Source organism: Variovorax sp. Soil_C_39, assembly GCF_057656815.1.
The window spans coordinates 423,766-440,513 of record NZ_JBDGJQ010000004.1 but is presented as its reverse complement, the minus strand read 5'-3'; the positions used below and the strand labels follow the sequence as shown (position 1 = coordinate 440,513).

17 protein-coding genes and 1 pseudogene are annotated in these 16,748 nt (G+C 68.6%); 2 read left to right on the top strand and 16 right to left on the bottom strand.

Annotated features, from left to right (window positions below):
- Positions 1–67: 67 nt before the first annotated feature.
- From AC3A6J_RS13545 to AC3A6J_RS13530, 4 genes are all read right to left on the bottom strand, one after another.
- Positions 68–1,057 carry a FecR family protein gene (locus AC3A6J_RS13545; RefSeq protein ID WP_487860464.1) on the bottom strand — a complete coding sequence of 330 codons (990 nt, stop codon included), beginning with the start codon at positions 1,055–1,057 and terminating at the stop codon, positions 68–70.
- A gap of 34 nt (positions 1,058–1,091) precedes the next feature.
- The gene (locus tag AC3A6J_RS13540; RefSeq protein WP_487860463.1) at positions 1,092–1,652 is read right to left on the bottom strand and encodes an RNA polymerase sigma factor; all 561 of its coding nucleotides are present in this window, start codon (positions 1,650–1,652) and stop codon (positions 1,092–1,094) included.
- Positions 1,653–1,679: 27 nt separating this feature from the next.
- Positions 1,680–2,417 carry a TonB family protein gene (locus tag AC3A6J_RS13535; protein ID WP_487860462.1) on the bottom strand — a complete coding sequence of 246 codons (738 nt, stop codon included), beginning with the start codon at positions 2,415–2,417 and terminating at the stop codon, positions 1,680–1,682.
- Between the two features lie 120 nt (positions 2,418–2,537).
- Positions 2,538–4,223 (bottom strand): InlB B-repeat-containing protein, encoded by a 1,686-nt coding sequence (locus AC3A6J_RS13530; RefSeq protein WP_487860461.1) that lies wholly within the window; start codon positions 4,221–4,223, stop codon positions 2,538–2,540.
- Between the two features lie 280 nt (positions 4,224–4,503).
- Here AC3A6J_RS13530 and AC3A6J_RS13525 point away from each other — a divergent pair, with 280 nt between their 5' ends.
- Together AC3A6J_RS13525 and AC3A6J_RS13520 are read left to right on the top strand one after the other, a co-directional pair.
- The gene (locus AC3A6J_RS13525; RefSeq protein ID WP_487860460.1) at positions 4,504–5,112 is read left to right on the top strand and encodes a response regulator transcription factor; all 609 of its coding nucleotides are present in this window, start codon (positions 4,504–4,506) and stop codon (positions 5,110–5,112) included.
- The gene (locus AC3A6J_RS13520; RefSeq protein ID WP_487860459.1) at positions 5,109–6,968 is read left to right on the top strand and encodes an ATP-binding response regulator; all 1,860 of its coding nucleotides are present in this window, start codon (positions 5,109–5,111) and stop codon (positions 6,966–6,968) included. The genes AC3A6J_RS13525 and AC3A6J_RS13520 overlap by 4 nt, the downstream gene beginning before the upstream one ends.
- A 20-nt stretch (positions 6,969–6,988) precedes the next feature.
- Here AC3A6J_RS13520 and AC3A6J_RS13515 read toward each other — a convergent pair whose 3' ends face one another.
- From AC3A6J_RS13515 to AC3A6J_RS13460, 12 genes and pseudogenes are all read right to left on the bottom strand, one after another.
- On the bottom strand, positions 6,989–7,972 hold the full coding sequence (locus AC3A6J_RS13515; protein ID WP_487860458.1) for a fumarylacetoacetate hydrolase family protein: 984 nt from the start codon (positions 7,970–7,972) through the stop codon (positions 6,989–6,991).
- 40 nt (positions 7,973–8,012) lie between these two features.
- Entirely contained in the window at positions 8,013–8,675 is a 663-nt protein-coding gene (locus AC3A6J_RS13510; RefSeq protein ID WP_487860457.1) for a Crp/Fnr family transcriptional regulator, read from the bottom strand.
- 9 nt (positions 8,676–8,684) lie between these two features.
- Positions 8,685–9,011 carry a ferredoxin FdxA gene (gene fdxA, locus AC3A6J_RS13505; protein ID WP_487860456.1) on the bottom strand — a complete coding sequence of 109 codons (327 nt, stop codon included), beginning with the start codon at positions 9,009–9,011 and terminating at the stop codon, positions 8,685–8,687.
- On the bottom strand, positions 9,008–9,784 hold the full coding sequence (locus AC3A6J_RS13500) for a ferredoxin--NADP reductase (protein ID WP_487860455.1): 777 nt from the start codon (positions 9,782–9,784) through the stop codon (positions 9,008–9,010). Before AC3A6J_RS13500 ends, fdxA begins: the two co-directional genes overlap by 4 nt.
- A 7-nt stretch (positions 9,785–9,791) precedes the next feature.
- Positions 9,792–10,760, bottom strand: coding sequence for a tripartite tricarboxylate transporter substrate binding protein (locus tag AC3A6J_RS13495; RefSeq protein WP_487860454.1), 969 nt, complete (start codon positions 10,758–10,760; stop codon positions 9,792–9,794).
- A complete protein-coding gene (locus AC3A6J_RS13490) occupies positions 10,757–12,130 on the bottom strand; it encodes a (Fe-S)-binding protein (RefSeq protein ID WP_487860453.1) in 1,374 nt (457 codons plus the stop codon). Before AC3A6J_RS13490 ends, AC3A6J_RS13495 begins: the two co-directional genes overlap by 4 nt.
- A complete protein-coding gene (locus AC3A6J_RS13485) occupies positions 12,127–12,528 on the bottom strand; it encodes a RidA family protein (protein ID WP_487860452.1) in 402 nt (133 codons plus the stop codon). The genes AC3A6J_RS13490 and AC3A6J_RS13485 overlap by 4 nt, the downstream gene beginning before the upstream one ends.
- Positions 12,525–12,818: a DUF1330 domain-containing protein gene (locus AC3A6J_RS13480; RefSeq protein ID WP_487860451.1), complete on the bottom strand. Its 294-nt coding sequence runs from the start codon at positions 12,816–12,818 to the stop codon at positions 12,525–12,527. Before AC3A6J_RS13480 ends, AC3A6J_RS13485 begins: the two co-directional genes overlap by 4 nt.
- A 144-nt stretch (positions 12,819–12,962) precedes the next feature.
- Positions 12,963–13,082, bottom strand: a pseudogene (locus tag AC3A6J_RS13475) (peptidoglycan-binding protein); the annotation flags it as partial.
- Between the two features lie 82 nt (positions 13,083–13,164).
- Positions 13,165–14,157 carry a hypothetical protein gene (locus AC3A6J_RS13470; RefSeq protein WP_487860450.1) on the bottom strand — a complete coding sequence of 331 codons (993 nt, stop codon included), beginning with the start codon at positions 14,155–14,157 and terminating at the stop codon, positions 13,165–13,167.
- 82 nt (positions 14,158–14,239) lie between these two features.
- Positions 14,240–15,997: an ATP-binding response regulator gene (locus AC3A6J_RS13465; protein WP_487860449.1), complete on the bottom strand. Its 1,758-nt coding sequence runs from the start codon at positions 15,995–15,997 to the stop codon at positions 14,240–14,242.
- Positions 15,998–16,008: 11 nt separating this feature from the next.
- Positions 16,009–16,719 (bottom strand): response regulator transcription factor, encoded by a 711-nt coding sequence (locus AC3A6J_RS13460; protein ID WP_487860448.1) that lies wholly within the window; start codon positions 16,717–16,719, stop codon positions 16,009–16,011.
- Positions 16,720–16,748: the final 29 nt, after the last annotated feature.

The window sequence follows — 16,748 nt, the reverse complement described above, 5'->3', positions numbered from 1 at the left end:
ACCGATCTATGACAGCGGCACCCGGGCGCGACTGCACCATGTCACGAAATCTTCATGCGCGCGGCGCTCAGGCGTTCGCAGGCAGGCCCAGCAGCACGATGCCACCCGGCAGCTGCGTGAGCTCGGCGCCATACACGTCGCGCACGAGGAACGCCACGTCGTCGAGCCGGTCGATCGAGAAGCTCGCCTGCACCCGGCTGCGGCCCAGCGCCTCGCTCGTGAGCACGAGCCGGCCGCGCCGGTAGCGGTTGACTTCGGCCACCACCTCGGCGAGCGGCACTTCGTTGAACACCAGCTGCCGGCGCCGCCAGGCGCTGACGGGCGCGGTGTCCACCGACGCGGGCCTGCCCAGGCCGGCGGCGCCGTAGCGCAGCTGCCGCCCCTCAGCCAGCCGCACCTGCTGCGTGCCGCGCGCCACCTCGACCTGGCCCGCCAGGCAGGTGACGCAGACCTCGCCGTCGAGGTGGCGGATGTTGAAGCGCGCCCGCAGCGCCGACACCCTGCCCTGTGCGGCCGCCACGGTGATGCGCGCCGCGCCCGAGGCGCCGGCCAGCACCTCGGCCTCGCCGGCCAGCAGCTCGATGACATCGCCGCCCTCGCCCGTTCCGCTGCCGGCGCGCTGCACGTTGACGCGCGTCTGCGTGTTCAGCTGCAGCACCGTGCCGCCGCCCATGGCCACCTCGCGCTGCTCGCCGGTGCCGGTGCGGTAGTCGGCGCCCCATTCGGTGGCCGGCGCCCACAGCCCGAGCGGTGGCGAGACCGCAAGGTACGCGACCGACGCCGCGACCGCGCTCCCGAGCAGCGCCCGCCGTCCCGCGACGGGCATGCGCGCATCGGCCTTGCTGCGTTGTTGTTGCTGCTGTTCGTGCCGGCGCACGCGCAGCGCCGCCGGCGCCATGGCCTGCCAGACCTCGCGCGCCTGGACGAAGGCGTTGGCATGCGCGCGGCTCTGCGCGCACCAGCGGCGAAAGGCTTGTGCGTCCTCGTCCGTCACCTGGTGCGAGCCCAGCCGCACGACCCAGGCCTGCGCTTCGCGTTGAAGGGGCGTGGCGTTCATGGGGTCGGTCTCCGCGGATGATTCTTCGGGTCGTTCAGCTGCCATCACGCTTAGACTGTTTTCCCGCGCCGGGACCGAAGCGCTGGATGAAATCTCTTCCCAATCGCTCGCAGCAATGCGCCAGCCCGGCGCGCAATTCCTTCTCGACCGTGCGCGCCGACACACCATAGCGCGCCGCGATGTCCTTGTGCGGCATCTCGTCCACGCGCGCGGCCAGCACGATCGCGCGGCGACGCCGCGGCAGCTCGGCCAGCGCGCGCTCCAGCGCCTCGAGCTCGTTGCGTGCCTCGGCGCCGCGCGCGGGGTCGGCCATCTCGTCGACCATGTCGTGCAGCGCATCGACCTCGCCGACGCTCAGCAACCGTGAATTGCGCTTGCGCTGGTCTTCCGCCACGTTGAGCGCGATGCGGAACAGGTAGGCCGAGGGATAGCGCACCGCCGTGCGCACGTTGCTGGTCTCCACGCGCAGGTAGGCCTCTTGCAGCGCGTCATTGGCCAGGTCTTCGGAGCCGAGCCGGATCTGCAGGTGCTTTCTGAACTGCGCATAGCGCGAGAGGAACAGCGCGCGCAGCGCTGCCTTGATCGAATCGGGCATGGTCGCGGGGGCCTTGCTGCTTTTTCTTCAGCGCGCTCGCGCGGCGCGTTCGTAGGGACGACAGTCGCGCGCGGGGTCGGCGCGCGGCGTCAGCAGGATCGTCAGGGGTTGCGCCAGGCCCGGCGGCGGCGGTGCATCGAGCGCCATCGCGCGCAGGCTCGCGAGCACCGCCGCGTCGCGCGGCGCCAGCCCGCTGCCCTGCAGCACGCGCGCGTCGCTCACCGTGCCCGTCGCGTCGATCCACAGCTGAAGGCCGAGGCGGTAACGGCCGAAAGCGTCGGGCTGCGCGATGCAGAGCACGCGCGTGATCGAGGCCTGCAGCACCCCCGCATAGCCGGCCTGCGCGCGGGCGGCTTCGGTGGTTGACGCTGCACTCTCACTTTCAGGTGGCAGGCCTTGCGCGACTTCCCCCTCGTCGCGCGGCGCGATAGGCACGAGCGTGAACGCGTCGGCGCCCGAATAGCGCGCCACCAGGCCGGTGCCGGCCAGCATCTGCTGCAGCGCCTCGCGCGGCGTGAAGTCGCCATGCACCGCGGCAGCCTCGCGGCCGGCCGTGACGCTGCTCGCCACGAGTACCGAGTGGCCCGTGACGCGGCCGAAGACGGAGAGAGAAATTTCGAGCGGCTGGGCCGGCAGGTCGAACCGCATGACCATGCCACCGGCCGAGGCGGCCTGTGCGGCGGCGAGACCTGCACTCACCACCAGCGCCATGACGAGGCACCAGGACAGTGTCAGGGCACTGCCCGATGCGGAAGTACGTGTCATTTAGGGCGCGAGGCTATCTGGGGTGCGTGACTGGAATGTGACGTTTGGTTTGCATGGGGGCGCGCGTGGGGCGCGGCTGGCCGGCAGGCCAGGCGTTGAAGACGCGCAAGACCGCAAGGCTTATCGGCCGGAACCGTACTGCCGTACCAGAATGCGCGTCCCGCTCGCCGGCTCGAACTGCTGCCACGCCAGAACCGCATTCCCCAGCTCATTCATCGCCAGGTCGGGCGTGGCAGCCACTTCGTCGGTGCTTTCCTGAAGCACCGGCATGCCCCAGCCATCTGCCAGCGTGTATCGGGCCGCATGGAGGTCGCTGGTCCCAGCACCATTGGCCTGCGCCCACGCCACCAGCGCGTTGGTCGCGTCGTCCAGGCCCAGTGCAGGCAAGCTCGCCAGCGCCGGTGAAGCGGCCGCCCGCACGACATGGTCCGCGCCAAAAGCGCCCCCTGGTGCCGCCGTCACAGCCATGAGCGCGTTGTCCAGCCGTCCCCAGCTCACGACCGCCGAGCCGGCCGCGTTCATGCGCAGCACGGGCGTGCTCAACAACGCTTGCGTGGCGACGAACGGTGCACCCACCCGTGCGGTGCCGCTCTGCCACGCGCCTGCCGAGAAGCGCTTGAACCACACGGCGCTCTCCCACTGGTTGCTGCCGCCGGGCAGGTCGGCCTGGCCCCAGGCGAGCAGCGCGCTGCCGGTGGCGTCGATCGCCAGGTCGTGGGCGCCGATGGAGTGCGCGGTGCCGGTGTCCGGCACGAGTTCGATCGAGGTGGCCCAGGTGCCGTTCGCATTGGCGCGGTTGGTCCAGAGCGAGGCGCTGCCGCCGTTTGAGCGCTTCCACACCGCAACCGATTCGCCCGACCCCGCGACCACGACCGCCGGGTCGCCATCCACGCTGCCGACGACCTCGTTGGTCTCGATGAGTGCGGCGGTGCCCCAGCCACCGGCCCAGGTGTAGCGGTTGGCATAGATGCTGAAGCGCGTGGCCGGCCCGATCTGCGACCACACGGCGACGGCGTTGCCGCTGGCGTCGATGCCCACGCTGGCGTTGCCGACGATGCCGGTGCCGGTCTCCAGCAGAGCGGGGCTGCCCCAGCCGCCCGCAGGGTCGACCGGTAGCGCCCACAGGTCGTAGCCCGTCACGGAGCTCAGTTGGGTCCACAGCACGACGGCGCGGCCACTGGGCTTGTCGATGGCGATGCGGATGTCGCGCACGCTGCCGGCGTTGGCCTCGAGGCGCTGCGGCGCGGTCCAGCCGCTCCCGGGCAGGTAGCGGCTGCCCCACAGGCGATCTTCCTGGGGGCTGCCTTCGACCTGGCGCCACACGACCAGCGCACGCCCTTGGGCGTCGATCGCGGTTTTCGGCAGGCTGGCGCCGCCGGCCGACAGCGCCGACGCATCGCCCCAGCCGATCGCCGGCGGCGCGGCCACGAAGGCGGCCGTCACACCGAGCGCTGCGTCCATCCGCACGATGCAGGTGCTGGCGTTGCCGCTGCACGCGCCACCCCAATTGCCGAGTACCTGTCCCGCGGCCGGCGTGGCTGCAAGCACGACCTCGGTACCTGCGCTGAAATCCGCACTGCAGCGATCGGTGCAGTCGATGCCCGCGGGCTGCGATCCGACGCGGCCGTTGCCGGTGATGTCGACCTCCAGGCGATGGGCCACCGCCACCGGCGGGGGTGCGGGCGGGAGGATGCCGAAGGGCGGCAGCGCGCCGCCGCCCGATCCTCCGCCACCGCCACAGGCGGCCAACAGGGCCAGCGCTCCTCCCCACACCATCCACCGTCCGCAACTGCTCGTCTTCGTCATGTCCGTGTTCTCCTCAAAGGCCGGATCGTAGAGACGGCTCCGTGTGCGGCCCATAGCACCTTGGGGCACATGCCCGAAGGTGCTATGGGCCGGCGCAAGGTGTCCCGATAGGCTTCCGGCATGACCTCTGCCAGAGCAATGCACCCCCGTCCGCGCGCCGCCGGTCGCTGCCGCTGAGGCTTCGCGCAGGCCGGTGCTGCGCCGACCCGTCGGTGTGGACAACAATGGCGCCCTATGAGGAGAGCGTGCGGGCCGGGCCCGCACCCGAAATCACGGCACCATGAAACTCCTGCTTGTCGACGATCACCCGCTGTTCGGTGTCGGCTTTGCGCATGCGCTGACGCACGCCCGTCCCGACTTCGAGGTGCAGACCGCGCTCTCGCTGGGCGAGGGTGTGGAGCGTGCCTCGCAATGCGCCCCCGACATCGTGCTGATCGACTACCGCCTGGGCGGCGAGGACGGGCTCGAAGGCTTGCGCCTTTTCGGCGCTCGGCATCCCCTCGTGTCGCGCCTGATGATCTCGGGCGACGAGGAGCCGGCACTTGCCGCACGCGCACGCGCCGCGGGCGCAGCCGGCTTCATCGGCAAATCGCGGTCGGTGGCGCAGATCGCGGCGGCGCTGGACGAGGTGGCTGCCGGTGGCGAGTCTTTCGATGTGCTGCCCTCGCGCACCGGCCTGCCGGTCGCGAGCCTCACTCCGCGCCAGCTCGAAGTGCTGCTGCTGGTGGCGCAAGGCCGCCAGAACAAGCAGATCGCCGCCGAACTGGCGATCGCGGAGCGCACGGTCAAGCTCCACATCACGGCACTGCTCGACACGATGGATGCGCGCAATCGCACCCACCTTCTGGTCCAGGCGCGGCGCGCGGGGCTGCTGCTGGAGCCGCGATGAAACCTTCGGCTCCAGCGGCAGCCCCGCTGAAAGCGCCGAGCGTGCCCGGTGTGCGCGGCGTCATCGCCGCGCGCCTGCGCTTCTCGGATCTCCAGCTCCAGCAGGTCGAGCAGATGATCCGCACCACGCCCTGGGTGTGGATGCTGGCCGCGCTCGGCGGCTACCTTTGCTACCGCGAGTACGCGACAGGCGCGGACGGCGCGCGCGTGCAGGCGTGGTTCGCCGTCTACTGCTTTCTCGTGGCCGTGCGGGCCGGCATCTGGGTGGCCTGGGTGCTGCGGCCCGGCGTTCGATCCAACCTCGCGGCAATGGCGCTACCCATCATGGCCAGCAGCCAGAGCCTGGCCTTGTCATGGGGTGTCCTGTGCGTCCTGCTGCAAAAAGACGGACCGCCGCAGGCCGAGGCCATCCTTCACATCGCGATGGTCACCGTCTCGCTCGGCGGGGCAATCCGGCTCTCGACGATGGAACGGTCGGCCATCGTCTACGTGGGCCTCATCCTCGGCCCCCTGGTGCTGCGCGACATCTGGTTTGGCGGCAACTACCACCTGGCCATGGCGCTGATCGTGACGCTGATCGGCGTCTACACCCTGCTGAGTTCCAGGGAGCTGTCTCGCGCGCTGCACGAGATCCAGGCGCAGCGCCGGCGCAATGCGGAACTGGTGATTGCGCTGAGCGCCGAAAACGAGCGCAGCCGCTCGGCCCGCCAGACCGCCGAAGAAGCCGTTGCGGCGCGCATGCGCTTTTTCGCCTCGGCCAACCACGACCTTCGCCAGCCGCTCAACGCGATGGCACTGCTCGCGCAGACCCTGCACACCGTCAGCACGCAGCCCCAGGTGCAAGCGCTTTCGGAGCAGCTCGTGGCCTGTGCCGACGGCATGACCGAGGTGGTGGACGACCTGCTGGACATCACGCGGGCCGATGCCGAGTCGATCAGCCCGCAATGGGCGCTATTCGCCATCGACGACCTGCTGCGCAATTGCTGTCGGCCCCACCAGGCGGTGGCCGCAGCCAAGGGGCTGAAGTTCGAGATGGCCATCGACCCCGCCATGGTCCGCAGCGACCCCGCCCTGCTCACGCGCGTGATCACCAACCTGCTGGCAAACGCCATCCGCTACACGCGCAGCGGCACGGTGCGGATCATCGGGAGCCAACCTGGTGGCAACGGCCGGTTGCGCCTGGCCATCGAGGACACAGGGATCGGCATCGCGCCCGAGCACCTGCCGCACATCTTCGACGAGTTCTATCAAATCGATAACCCCGCGCGCGACCGCCGCCTGGGCTACGGCCTCGGCCTCGCGACCGTCAAGCGCTTGAGCGAACTGCTCGGCCTGGGCGTGACCGTGCGGTCCCTGCAGGGGCAAGGCAGCGTCTTCGAAGTGCAGGTGCCGATGGCCGACGTCGCCGAAGGCGGCCGGCCGGACGATGCCGAGCGGCTCGCCGCGTCATCGAGCACTGCGTTGGCGGCGCGCGTGCTGGTGGTCGATGACGACCAGAGTTCGCGGCAGGCGCTGCAAGGGCTGCTGGCTTCCTGGGGCACCGAGGTCCGCGCTGCGAGCGACATGGCGGGCGCGCTGGGCTTGCTGGAAACGGGCTTTCGTCCGAACGCACTGGTGGTGGATCTGCGGCTTGGCCTGCAGGCGAGTGGCATCGATGCCATCGAAGCCCTGCGCACAGCACTCGAGGACCCCGGGCTGCCCGCGGTGATCATCACTGGCGACGTCGCCAGCGTCAATTTGATGACGGCGCGCGCGGCAGATCTGCCCGTGATCATCAAGCCGGTGCGACCTCCCCAGTTGCGAGCTTTCCTCGGCTATGCCCAGACGCGCGACAGCGGCCAACTTCGGCAGCGTTGACCGTTCTCTGGCACCACCCCTTATCGGGGTGCTGCGACCCTTTGCTGAATCGCGCCGAAGACGGTATGGCCGCTTGCGTCGAAGGCTTCGATCCGCACGGTCTCGCCATCCCGCAGATAGGGAGTGACAGGCTCTCCTCCCTCCAGCACCTCGCGCATCCGCTGCTCCGCGATGCAGCCATATCCCGCGTCGGCTCGGCGGTTGGAGACGGTACCGGCGCCCAGCAATGTGCCGGCGCAGACGGTGCGCGTGCAACAAAGGTGCGCGGCGAGTTCAGCGAACGAAAAATGCATATCGTCGCCGCTGCGGAGACTCCCCACCTGTTCCTCGTTGCGCCAGACAGCCAGATTCAGGTGCAGGCGCTGCCCATCCCACGCGGTGCTGAATTCATCGAGCGTTACCGCCACGGGCGCGAACGCCGATGCCGGCTTGCTGCGAACGAAGCCGAAACCTTTTGCCAGTTCGGCGGGGATCAGCTCGCGCAACGAGACGTCGTTGACGAGGACCGCAAGTCGCGCCGCGCCGGATGCCTCTTCGGTCGTTGCGCCCGCGCGCAGGTCTCCCAGCACCAGCGCCAATTCGGCTTCGAAGTCGATGCCCCATGAAGCGCTGTCGAACGCCATGTCCTCGTTGGGTCCGAGAAAGCCGTCGCTGGCCCCCTGGTACATGAGGGGGTCGCTGTAGAGTTCGGGCGGCATGGCCGCACCCCGGGCCTTGCGTACCAATTCGACGTGATGCAGATAGGCTGAGCCGTCTGCCCATTGGTAGGCGCGCGGCAGCGGCGCCATGCACATGGATGCCTGGAACGGGAATGCCCCCGCCAGTCGTCCGGCTTCCAGCTGTGAGGCCCGCAGCTTCAGATCCTGTTCGACCGCCATCCAGCGGTCCAGTGCGCCTTGCAGCGTCTGTGCAATGTCTGCGACGAACACTGCCCTGTCCAGCCGTTTGGTTACCAGCACCAATTGCCCGTCGCGCGAGCCGTCGCGGTAGGTCGCGAATTTCATTCAGTTGCCTCCATGGGTTGTGCAAGCGCCTCGGGCGCGCTCAGCGCGTCAATCCGGCAGGGTCCAGGATCGCGATGCAACCTGGCTGGCGGTTCACAAGACCGCGGCGTTCGAAGTCCGCGAGCGTCAGGCTCACCCAGGTCCGACTCGCGCCGATCATCTTTCCGAGGTCATCGTGAGTGAGATCGTGCACGGCCTGCTTGCCCCCCGGCGTGCGGGTGGCCAAGGCCACGAGAATGCGCCCGAGCCGTTGCGAGGCTGAATCGAGCACCAGCGGCGCGCTGCGCTCGATGTTCTCCACCGCCAGCAGGGCCAGCAGGCGGGTGATGTTGTGCGAGAAGCGGGGAATCCGTTCCAGGCAGGCCGCAAAGTCGAAGGTGGACAGAATGGACACATCCACAGGCCCGGCCGCCTCCACCGACAGAATTCGGGGGCGCTGCAGCACGGCTGCGGCCAACCCGAGGATGCTGCCGCCCGTGAGCATGCTGAACGTGAACTCGTCCCCCTCGGGCGAGGTGATGAACAGGCGCACACGCCCGTTGCGTACCACCACCAGCGTATCGCTGGGTTCTCCCTGGCTGAAGATCAGTGAGCGAGGCGCATAGGAGCGCGCACGCATGAGGCCGTGCACGGCCTCCGCCTCTGCATGGCTCAGACCGTGCAGCGCCTGGTTCCACTTGGGGTCGATCCGCTGTTGTTCCATTGCCGCTCACTATGCCGCAGCCCCGTCGAAATACCGATCGAACTTGTCGGCTTCGTCCCGGAAGCGCTCGGCGTCCGGTGGCGCAGGCCTGGGGCTCGTGATCACCGGCCACTCGGCCGCGAGCCGCCGGTTCAGATCGCGCCAGCGTGGCGCGGCATCCATGTCGAACGCGATGGCCCCGGCAGGGCATTCGGGCTCACACACGCCGCAGTCGATGCAGACCGCCGGATCGATGACCAGCATGCTGCGCCCTTCACGGAACGCATCCACGGGGCAGATCGCGACGCAATCGGTGTACTTGCACCGGATGCAGGCCTCGGTGACGACGTAGCTCATTTGTCGACGAATGCCCGCTCGAAGACGTAGTCGCCCATCTCGCCGGTGCAGGGCGACGCTTCGAACCCACGGGCGTCCAGCTCGGCGCGGATTTCTGCCAAAGCAGACGGGTTTCCGCACACCATCACCCGATCGCGCTCGGGCGACAGCGGGGGCAGCCCCAAGTCCCGGCACAGTTGTCCGCTGCGAATCAGCGCCGGTATGCGGCCCGTCACCTTGAATGGCTCTCGGGTGCAGGTCGGGTAGTACACGAGGCCGCGTGAAACATGCTCGCCCAGGTACTCGTCGCCAGGCAGGCGCGACTGCAGCTCTTCTGCGTACGCCAGTTCGCTCACGTACCGCACGCCGTGCACCAGAACCACGCGCTCGAACCGCTCGTATATCTCGGGGTCGCGCACGAGGCTCATGAACGGGGCAAGACCCGTGCCGGTGGCCAGCAGGTAGACGTTGCGGCCCGGTCGCAGGTCGTCGATCACCAGCGTCCCCACCGCCTTGCTCCCCACCAGCACCTCGTCGCCCGCGTTCAGGTGCTGCAGCCGCGAAGTCAGCGCGCCATCGCGCACCTTGATGCTGAAGAACTCGAGTTCCTCCGCGTGGTTCGGACTCGCAATGCTGTAGGCGCGCATCAGCGGCCTTCCCGCTACCGGCAGCCCCACCATGACGAAATGGCCATTGCGAAATCGCAGTCCGGGTGCACGCGTGGTGGTGAAGCTGAACAGGGTGTCGTTCCAGTGGCGCACGGACGTGACGCGCTGAGTGGTGATTGCGGTCATGCGGAGCTCACTGAACCTTGATGTTGCTTTCCCGTACCACCCGGGACCAGCGGGAGACCTCCGAGCGGATGAACCGGTCGTATTCCTGAGGGCTGCTGCCCACCGGCTCCATCCCGAAATCCCGCACCCTCGCCGCGAAAGCCGGCTCTTTCACGACCGCCGCGATGTCCGCACCGAGCTTGTCGATCAGCGGCCGCGGCACCTTGCTCGAGGTGACCATGCCGAAAGCGGACACCACTTCGAAGCCCGGCACCGTCTCTGCAATCGCAGGGTACGCGGGGTCGCTGGCCATCCGCTCCTTCAGCGTGATGCCCAGCACCTTGAGCCTGCCCGCGCGGACGTACTCCTTCACAGGCGCCCAGACATCGAACATCAGGGGAACCCGCCCGCTGAGCACGTCGGCATGGGCGGCCGCGCTGCCGCCATACGGCACATGCAGCAGGTCGGTGCCGGCCATCGCGTTCAGCAATGCGCCGGACATGTGGTTCAGCGTACCGGCGCCTGGCGTGGCGTAGCTCAGGGAGTCGGGCCGGGTCCTGGAAAGCGCGATCAGCTCGCCCACGCTGTTGGCCGGCAGCGACGGATGGGCGACCAGAACGCATGCCGAGGTGGTGATCTGGCTCAGGCCGGCCAGGTCCCCCAGCGTGTCGTAGGGCAAGTCGCTTCGGATGGCCGGATTCACCACATGGGCCATGACCACCATGCCGATGGTGTGTCCGTCCGGGGGCGCCTTGGCGACCAGGTTGGTGCCGATGGTGGAGCCTCCGCCAGCGCGGTTTTCCACCACCACGGGCTGCTTCCACTTCTCGGACAAGCGTTCGCCCAGCATGCGGGCGAGAACGTCGGTCGGCCCGCCAGCGGTGAACGGCACCACGATGCGCACCGGTCGGGACGGGAACGTCTCCTGCGCGCGCAAGGGCAATACGGCACAGGCCGTGGCGGCCAGTGCGAGCATGAGTCGGATCGGGTTCTTCATGGGGTACCTTCGGTTGTGGCGGGATGGGGCGCATGGACGGCGCTTTTCGGGTCGCCCTGCGGCGCCTCGTGGGCCAGGCAGTCCAGTCCGCCCTTGAATTCGGAGACCGCAAAGATTTCCGCGCCGTGGCGCTCCAGCCATTCGCTGTCGACGGACAGCCCGTTCTTCTGCAGCAATGGCTGCGATGCCTCCACGATGGCTTTCCAGTCCTCCAGGTGTCGCAGCGCCTTCAACCGGTCCGGGTGCGGCGCCTGCCCCAATGCCTGGGCAAGAAGCTCGGTGAAGTTCACCACCTCGAAGGCCTCGGTGCGCTCCAGGCCGATGAAGGCCATGTGGCAGCCGTGATAAAGCGTGACCAGCGCGTCGGCCTTGTGGAACCTCACGCGGTCCACGAGGTGCTGGTGCTCCTCTGCCTGCAGCGTCGGCGTCTTGGAGCAGCCGGAACCGCCACAGGTGTAGGACGACTCCAGCACCGTCTCGACCACCTCCAGCCCCGGGATCGCGCGCAACAATGCCTCGACGTTGCGGCCGACCTCGGGCACGCCATGATGGGCATGCAGCACCACGCGTCGCGGTATCCGGTGCACGAAGAGCGCCTTCAGCCGGTCGGCGCGCGACACGAAGTAGGACGTCACGTGATCGAAGTCGTACGTGCGCGGCGCAAAGCCGTGCAGGGTTTCGTTCAGATGAAGGTCGCAGGTCGGACACCAGTTCAGAACCTTTTCCGGTTCGAATGCGCCGAAACGGCTGAGCGTGTGCGCCGTGACACGTCCCCCCACCTGCGCTTCGCCCTGCCATTTGGAGGCGATGACGCCGCAGCAGGACGAGGGACCGCCGGCCACTTCGTAGTCCACCTCCAGGGCGTCCAGGACCGCCATGGTGTTGAACAGCAGATTGGGCGTGCGCAGCGCGTTGCAGCCGGTGTAGAAGACCATCTGCGACTTGCGGGGACGCACCGGCTTGAACAGGCGTGCGTAGTCGGGGGGCAGCAGCTGCATGGCGATCATCAGCTTGATGGAGCGTGCCATGCGCCTGAACAGCTGCGGCGTCCGGCTTTCCCTTGCGGCGTCGTGCATGCTGGCCAGCATCAGCAGGCGGCGGGGATTGACGCCTTCAGGACATGCGGGAACACAGTCGCCGCATCCGTTGCAGCCGTGCAACCAGTCCGCCGAGGCCGCCTCCGGGGCCTGCCCTTCGCGCAACAGGTCCAGGACACCGCCGATCACCTGGCGCGGATCAGCGCCTGATGCGGCACCATGCGGCACCACCGGGCACACCTCGACGCACCGGGCGCAGCCCGTGCACGCCGACAGCAGGTCATCGGTCTCGCGGCGCAGGAACGCGCCCGCATCGACTTGCGCCTCGCTCATGGTGCCTGCTGCGGCAGATGCACCACCGCCTCTATCTCGACCAGCATGCGCGGGTCGATCAACCGCGACACCTCCAGCAGCGTGGCGGCCGGCCTGCCTGCGAAGTACGGTGCTCTGAGCTCGAGTGTCTCGTTGTGGAAGCGCTCGATGTCGGTCGTGTAGAGCGTGTACTTCACCACGTCTTCCCAGCGCGCGCCTGCCGCATCGAGGATGTCGCCGAGGTTGCGAAAGCACTGCGCGGTCTGTTCCCGGATGTCGCCCTCCCCCACGACCTGCCCGTCGGCATCGCGCGCCGTCACGCCCGCCGTATGCAAGGTCTGTCCCGAATGCACGACGCCCAGGGAGAACCGAACAGCGCTCTCCCAAGGTTTGCCCACCTGTACGACACGCCGGCTCATGTGCGAACGCCCCTCAGCAGCAGAACCACGCAGTCGGCGCCCGTTCGGCGGTCGCGCGCGATCGCTTGATAGGCCGGCGATCCCGCCCATGCGCGATAGGCCGGCTCATCGGGGAACGAAAGGACCACGACCTTGTCGCCCGTCCAGTCCCCCTCCTCCACCTTCGGACTTTCGTCGGCGGCGAGGACCTGGCCTGCGAACGCTCGAAAGACACTGCCGAAGGCTGATTGGTAGCGGTCGTAGGCCGGCCGATCCTTGAACTTCAGTTGCGCAACAACGTATACGGCCACGAGAACACCCTGTTTCGAGTTGAGGTGTCCCAAGTGTGTCGACGCGAGCCTTCAAGGCTGGTTAAGTTCTTAACAGCTCAGCGCCCTTGGCAGTAATGGTTGACTCCGCCATAGCGTCTCCGTGCTTCGGCTTCTTTGACTACCTTGGAGATGACCTGAAGATGGGCCCTGGCGCATCTCACCGGACTGCATCAGCGCCCGCTCGCGCGTCATCGCGTTCATGCAGGCGGCGCCGCGCTCGACCACCACGATGCAGTTCGCGCGAGCATCGCCAGGCCCGCCAGCACCGCTGGCGGTTCGCGTGAAGCGCTTCAGGTGCGCAGGATGTCGCGAAGCAATGCGCAGCTCAGAACCCGAAAGCGCTGCGCACGCCGCACAGCAGCCCGCTGCAGGCGGACGGCGTGACATAGAGCGTCTTGATCTCGCCGCTCGGCAGACCCAGGTCGCCGATCAGCACCGCGCCGTTCGCCCCCTGGGCGTTGGCCTGCGCGACCAGATCGTTCGCGTTCGCCGCGCTCGTCAATGCGGCGTAGCTGAAGGTGGCGGATTGCGTCGTGTCCTTTTCATAGAGGGCGCGCATGCCTTCGCTGCCGAAGATGTAGTCGCTCTTGAAGCGGAAGCCGCGCGCGCCCTGGGCTTCGAGCTGCGCCATGAATTCGGCATCGGTCGTGGCGCTGGGCAGCACTTCGACGTCGTACCTAGCGGTGCTCTGCGAGTCTTTCTGGAAGATGCGCACCGTTTCGCTGCCGACGATCAGCGAGCTGCCGAGGTGGTAGTAGCCCTCTGCGCCCTGCGCCTTGTCCTGCGCCAGCAGTCCGGCGATGGTGTTGCCAGCCGGTTCCGGCAGCACGCGGTAGCTGTAGGTCGAGCTGCTGCCGTTGTCCTTGCGGTAGATGGCGCCCCGCGTGTCGGGGCCGGCATAGCTGAAGCCGCGCGCGCCCTGCGCGTCGAGCTGCTGCTGCAGTTCGGCGGCCGTGCCCGCGTTGGGCGGAAGTTCGAAGCTGTAGGTGGTGGTGTGGCTCTTGGCAAACAACACGGAGAGGTCGTAGGTCGTCGTGCCGGTGGTGTAGACGATGCCGCTGACGTAGTTCCAGCCGTTGGCACCTTCGGCGCTCAGCTGCGAGAGGAAAGACGGGCTGGCCGGCAGGGCCTGGTAGCTGATGGTTTGCGTGGCAGGAGCGGGCGCCGGTGCTGGCGCGGGGGCCGGTGCGGGGGCTGGCGCCGGCGCAGGGGCTGGGGCCGGGACAGGCATCAGTCCGATGCCGTTGCCACCACCACCGCCGCCACCGCATGCGCTCAAAACGACGGCGGTCGCCGCGATCCACAGACTGCTTTTCATGGAGAACTTTCAGGAGAGAAATGCCCTTGCCGGGCGGGCCCGAAAGTTAAGCGGTGCGCGCTGGATTTGACAGTGCCGAAAGTCATGTTTCGGCGGTGAGCGCGCGCCGCAGCGCCGCGACGTTGACCGGTTTGAACAGCATCGGGACGCCCGCTTCGCGCGCATGCCGCATGGGCTCGGGCGCGGTCTCTCCGGTGATGAGCAACAGGGGCCGTTCGATGCCGAAGCGCCGGTGCAGGCGAAGGCCGACGTCGAGCCCATTGACGCCGTCGGGCAGCCGGTAGTCGCAGATCAGCAAGTCGACCTGCTGCGAAGGCAAATGGGCGCGGCTGAGTGCGTCCACGGCGGCCTGTTCGTCGCAGACCGCCATCACCTCGATGGACCACGCGCGCAGCAGCACGGTCATGGCTTCGCGGATGTCGGCCTCGTCGTCGATCAGCAGCACGCGCCGGGGCAGGCGACCGGCCGGACGCGCGGCCAGCGCGACACGGGCGCGGGCTTCGGCCAGCGGCAGCGAGATGCGGAATCGGCTGCCGCGCCCCGGCCGCGAATGCAGTTCGACCGGATGACCGAGCAGGCGCGACAGGCGCTGCACGATCGACAGGCCGATGCCCAGGCCGCGCGCACGGTCCCGGCCCGTGTTGCCGACCTGGTAGAACTCCTCGAAGATCCGGTCGCGCTGGTCGGGTGCGATGCCCGCGCCGGTGTCCAGCACGTCGATGCGCACCGTGCGGCCGAACGCGCGCGCCGTCACCGCGACGCCACCGCGCTGGGTGTACTTGATGGCGTTGTCGATCAGGTTCGACAGCATGCGCGCCAGCAGCTGCGGATCGCTGTGCACCCAGAGGCCGCTGGCGCGCAAGCGCAACTGCAGGTTCTTCTGCTCGGCCTGCGCCGAGAACACATGGTTGAGCGACAGCAGCAATGCATCGATCTGCACGGGCTGGAATGCGGGCGTGACCACGCCGGCGTCGAGGCGCGACACGTCGAGCATGGTGTCGAGCGACTTGCCCAGCGCGTTGACCGCGCGCATCAGGCGCTCGGCGTTGCGCCCCTCGGGCCGGTTCTGGAGCGCGCTCTCGAGGGCGGCGCCGAACAGAGCGACGGCGTGCAGCGGCTGGCGCAGGTCGTGGCTGGCGGTGGTGAGAAAGCGCGTCTTCTCGGCGCTCGCGCGCTCGGTGGCCGCGACCTGTTCGCTCAGGCGCGCGGCCAGGGCCTCGTTCTCGAAGCGCAGCAGCAGCGCGTCGGTCAGTTGCCGGTGCTCCCGCACACCGACGCGCAGCATCAGCGTGAGGTTGATCGTGGCGAAGGCGGCAAGGAACCAGTGCACCCCGCCGCCGTGCACGATCAGTGCGCCGATGAGCCCAACCAGCATCGGCAGCGTGTGGCCGTACATCGCGGCCGTGAGCGGTCGCAGCGACTGCACGGCGCGCGCGCAGTTGCCGAGCATCACCACCATCAGCACCGCGGTCACGGCGATGTTGCCCGCGGGCACGAAGAGCCAGGGTGCCACGGCGTCGGCCAGGCCCATGAGCGTGACCGCGACCGTGATGCGCCGCACCCATCGCGGGCTGTCGGCGGCCGGCGCCGCCGGCGTCCAGCGCGGTGCGAGCGCCAGGTAGCCGTACAGCGCGAGGTGCAGGCCGACGAAGGCGATCACCGCGGGATCGCGTAGCTGCAGGTACAGGAAGCCGCCGAGCACCAGGATGAACACGACCCTGGAAATCAGCGTGGCGTTGTAGATGTAGTAGACCGAAGCGACGTGCTCGCGCAGCACGCGCTGGTCGAGCGCGTCGTCGCCGGCGTTGCCCGCACTGTGGGCGGGGAGGGGCTTGCCCACGGGCAGCGGCCTCAGCGCAGCTGGCTGATCAGCTGCGCCCGCGAACGCACGCCGAACAGCAGCAGCAAGGTCGAGACATGGTTCTTCACCGTGCCTTCGCTCAGATGGGCGAGCTGCGCGATCTCGCGGTTGGCCTTGCCTTCGAGCAGCCATTGCAGCACCTCGAGCTGCCGCGGCGAGAGTTGCTCCAGGGCCTCGGTCCGTTCGGCCGGCGGCGTGGGCGACACCGGCCCCGCTGCCGCCGCCAGCCCGATGGCGGCGCTCTGCACGTCGAGCAGGCCGCAGGCGCGGATGAAGCTCACGACCTCGTTGAGGTCGGCCGATTTGGGCAGGAAGGCGACCGCGCCATGGTCCAGCGCGCCGCGCGACTGCGTCGTGTCGACGGTACCGGAGAGCACGACGATGCGAGCCGAGGGAAAGCGCGTGCGAAACGCGATGAGGCCCTCGAGGCCTTGCGTGTCGGGCAAGGCGAGGTCGAGCAGCACGAGCCCGATCGCGTCCTCCGCAGCCGCATAGAGGGACAGCGCGTTGGCCAGGGTGTCGGCCTCGAAGACCTCGGTGGCCGACGCCGGATCGGCGGCCTGCGACTGCACCAGCGCACGCACGCCCAGGCGAACCAGATCGTGGTCGTCGACGACCAGGATCGCGCGCGGTCGTGCCAGCGGTGGAAAGGTGTCGGCGTGCGGGGCCGCAAGGGAAGACAGGGTCGTTTCGGGTCGCATTGCTAAACATGTTAACGAAGCACCCGGCA

Excerpts from the sequence above, each read along its gene's own strand:
- AC3A6J_RS13545 (WP_487860464.1), bottom strand. The coding sequence starts at position 1,057 with ATGAACGCCACGCCCCTTCAACGCGAAGCGCAGGCCTGGGTCGTGCGG.
- AC3A6J_RS13540 (WP_487860463.1), bottom strand. The coding sequence starts at position 1,652 with ATGCCCGATTCGATCAAGGCAGCGCTGCGCGCGCTGTTCCTCTCGCGC.
- AC3A6J_RS13535 (WP_487860462.1), bottom strand. The coding sequence starts at position 2,417 with ATGACACGTACTTCCGCATCGGGCAGTGCCCTGACACTGTCCTGGTGC.
- AC3A6J_RS13530 (WP_487860461.1), bottom strand. The coding sequence starts at position 4,223 with ATGACGAAGACGAGCAGTTGCGGACGGTGGATGGTGTGGGGAGGAGCG.
- AC3A6J_RS13525 (WP_487860460.1), top strand. The coding sequence starts at position 4,504 with ATGAAACTCCTGCTTGTCGACGATCACCCGCTGTTCGGTGTCGGCTTT.
- AC3A6J_RS13520 (WP_487860459.1), top strand. The coding sequence starts at position 5,109 with ATGAAACCTTCGGCTCCAGCGGCAGCCCCGCTGAAAGCGCCGAGCGTG.
- AC3A6J_RS13515 (WP_487860458.1), bottom strand. The coding sequence starts at position 7,972 with ATGAAATTCGCGACCTACCGCGACGGCTCGCGCGACGGGCAATTGGTG.
- AC3A6J_RS13510 (WP_487860457.1), bottom strand. The coding sequence starts at position 8,675 with ATGGAACAACAGCGGATCGACCCCAAGTGGAACCAGGCGCTGCACGGT.
- fdxA (WP_487860456.1), bottom strand. The coding sequence starts at position 9,011 with ATGAGCTACGTCGTCACCGAGGCCTGCATCCGGTGCAAGTACACCGAT.
- AC3A6J_RS13500 (WP_487860455.1), bottom strand. The coding sequence starts at position 9,784 with ATGACCGCAATCACCACTCAGCGCGTCACGTCCGTGCGCCACTGGAAC.
- AC3A6J_RS13495 (WP_487860454.1), bottom strand. The coding sequence starts at position 10,760 with ATGAAGAACCCGATCCGACTCATGCTCGCACTGGCCGCCACGGCCTGT.
- AC3A6J_RS13490 (WP_487860453.1), bottom strand. The coding sequence starts at position 12,130 with ATGAGCGAGGCGCAAGTCGATGCGGGCGCGTTCCTGCGCCGCGAGACC.
- AC3A6J_RS13485 (WP_487860452.1), bottom strand. The coding sequence starts at position 12,528 with ATGAGCCGGCGTGTCGTACAGGTGGGCAAACCTTGGGAGAGCGCTGTT.
- AC3A6J_RS13470 (WP_487860450.1), bottom strand. The coding sequence starts at position 14,157 with ATGAAAAGCAGTCTGTGGATCGCGGCGACCGCCGTCGTTTTGAGCGCA.
- AC3A6J_RS13460 (WP_487860448.1), bottom strand. The coding sequence starts at position 16,719 with ATGCGACCCGAAACGACCCTGTCTTCCCTTGCGGCCCCGCACGCCGAC.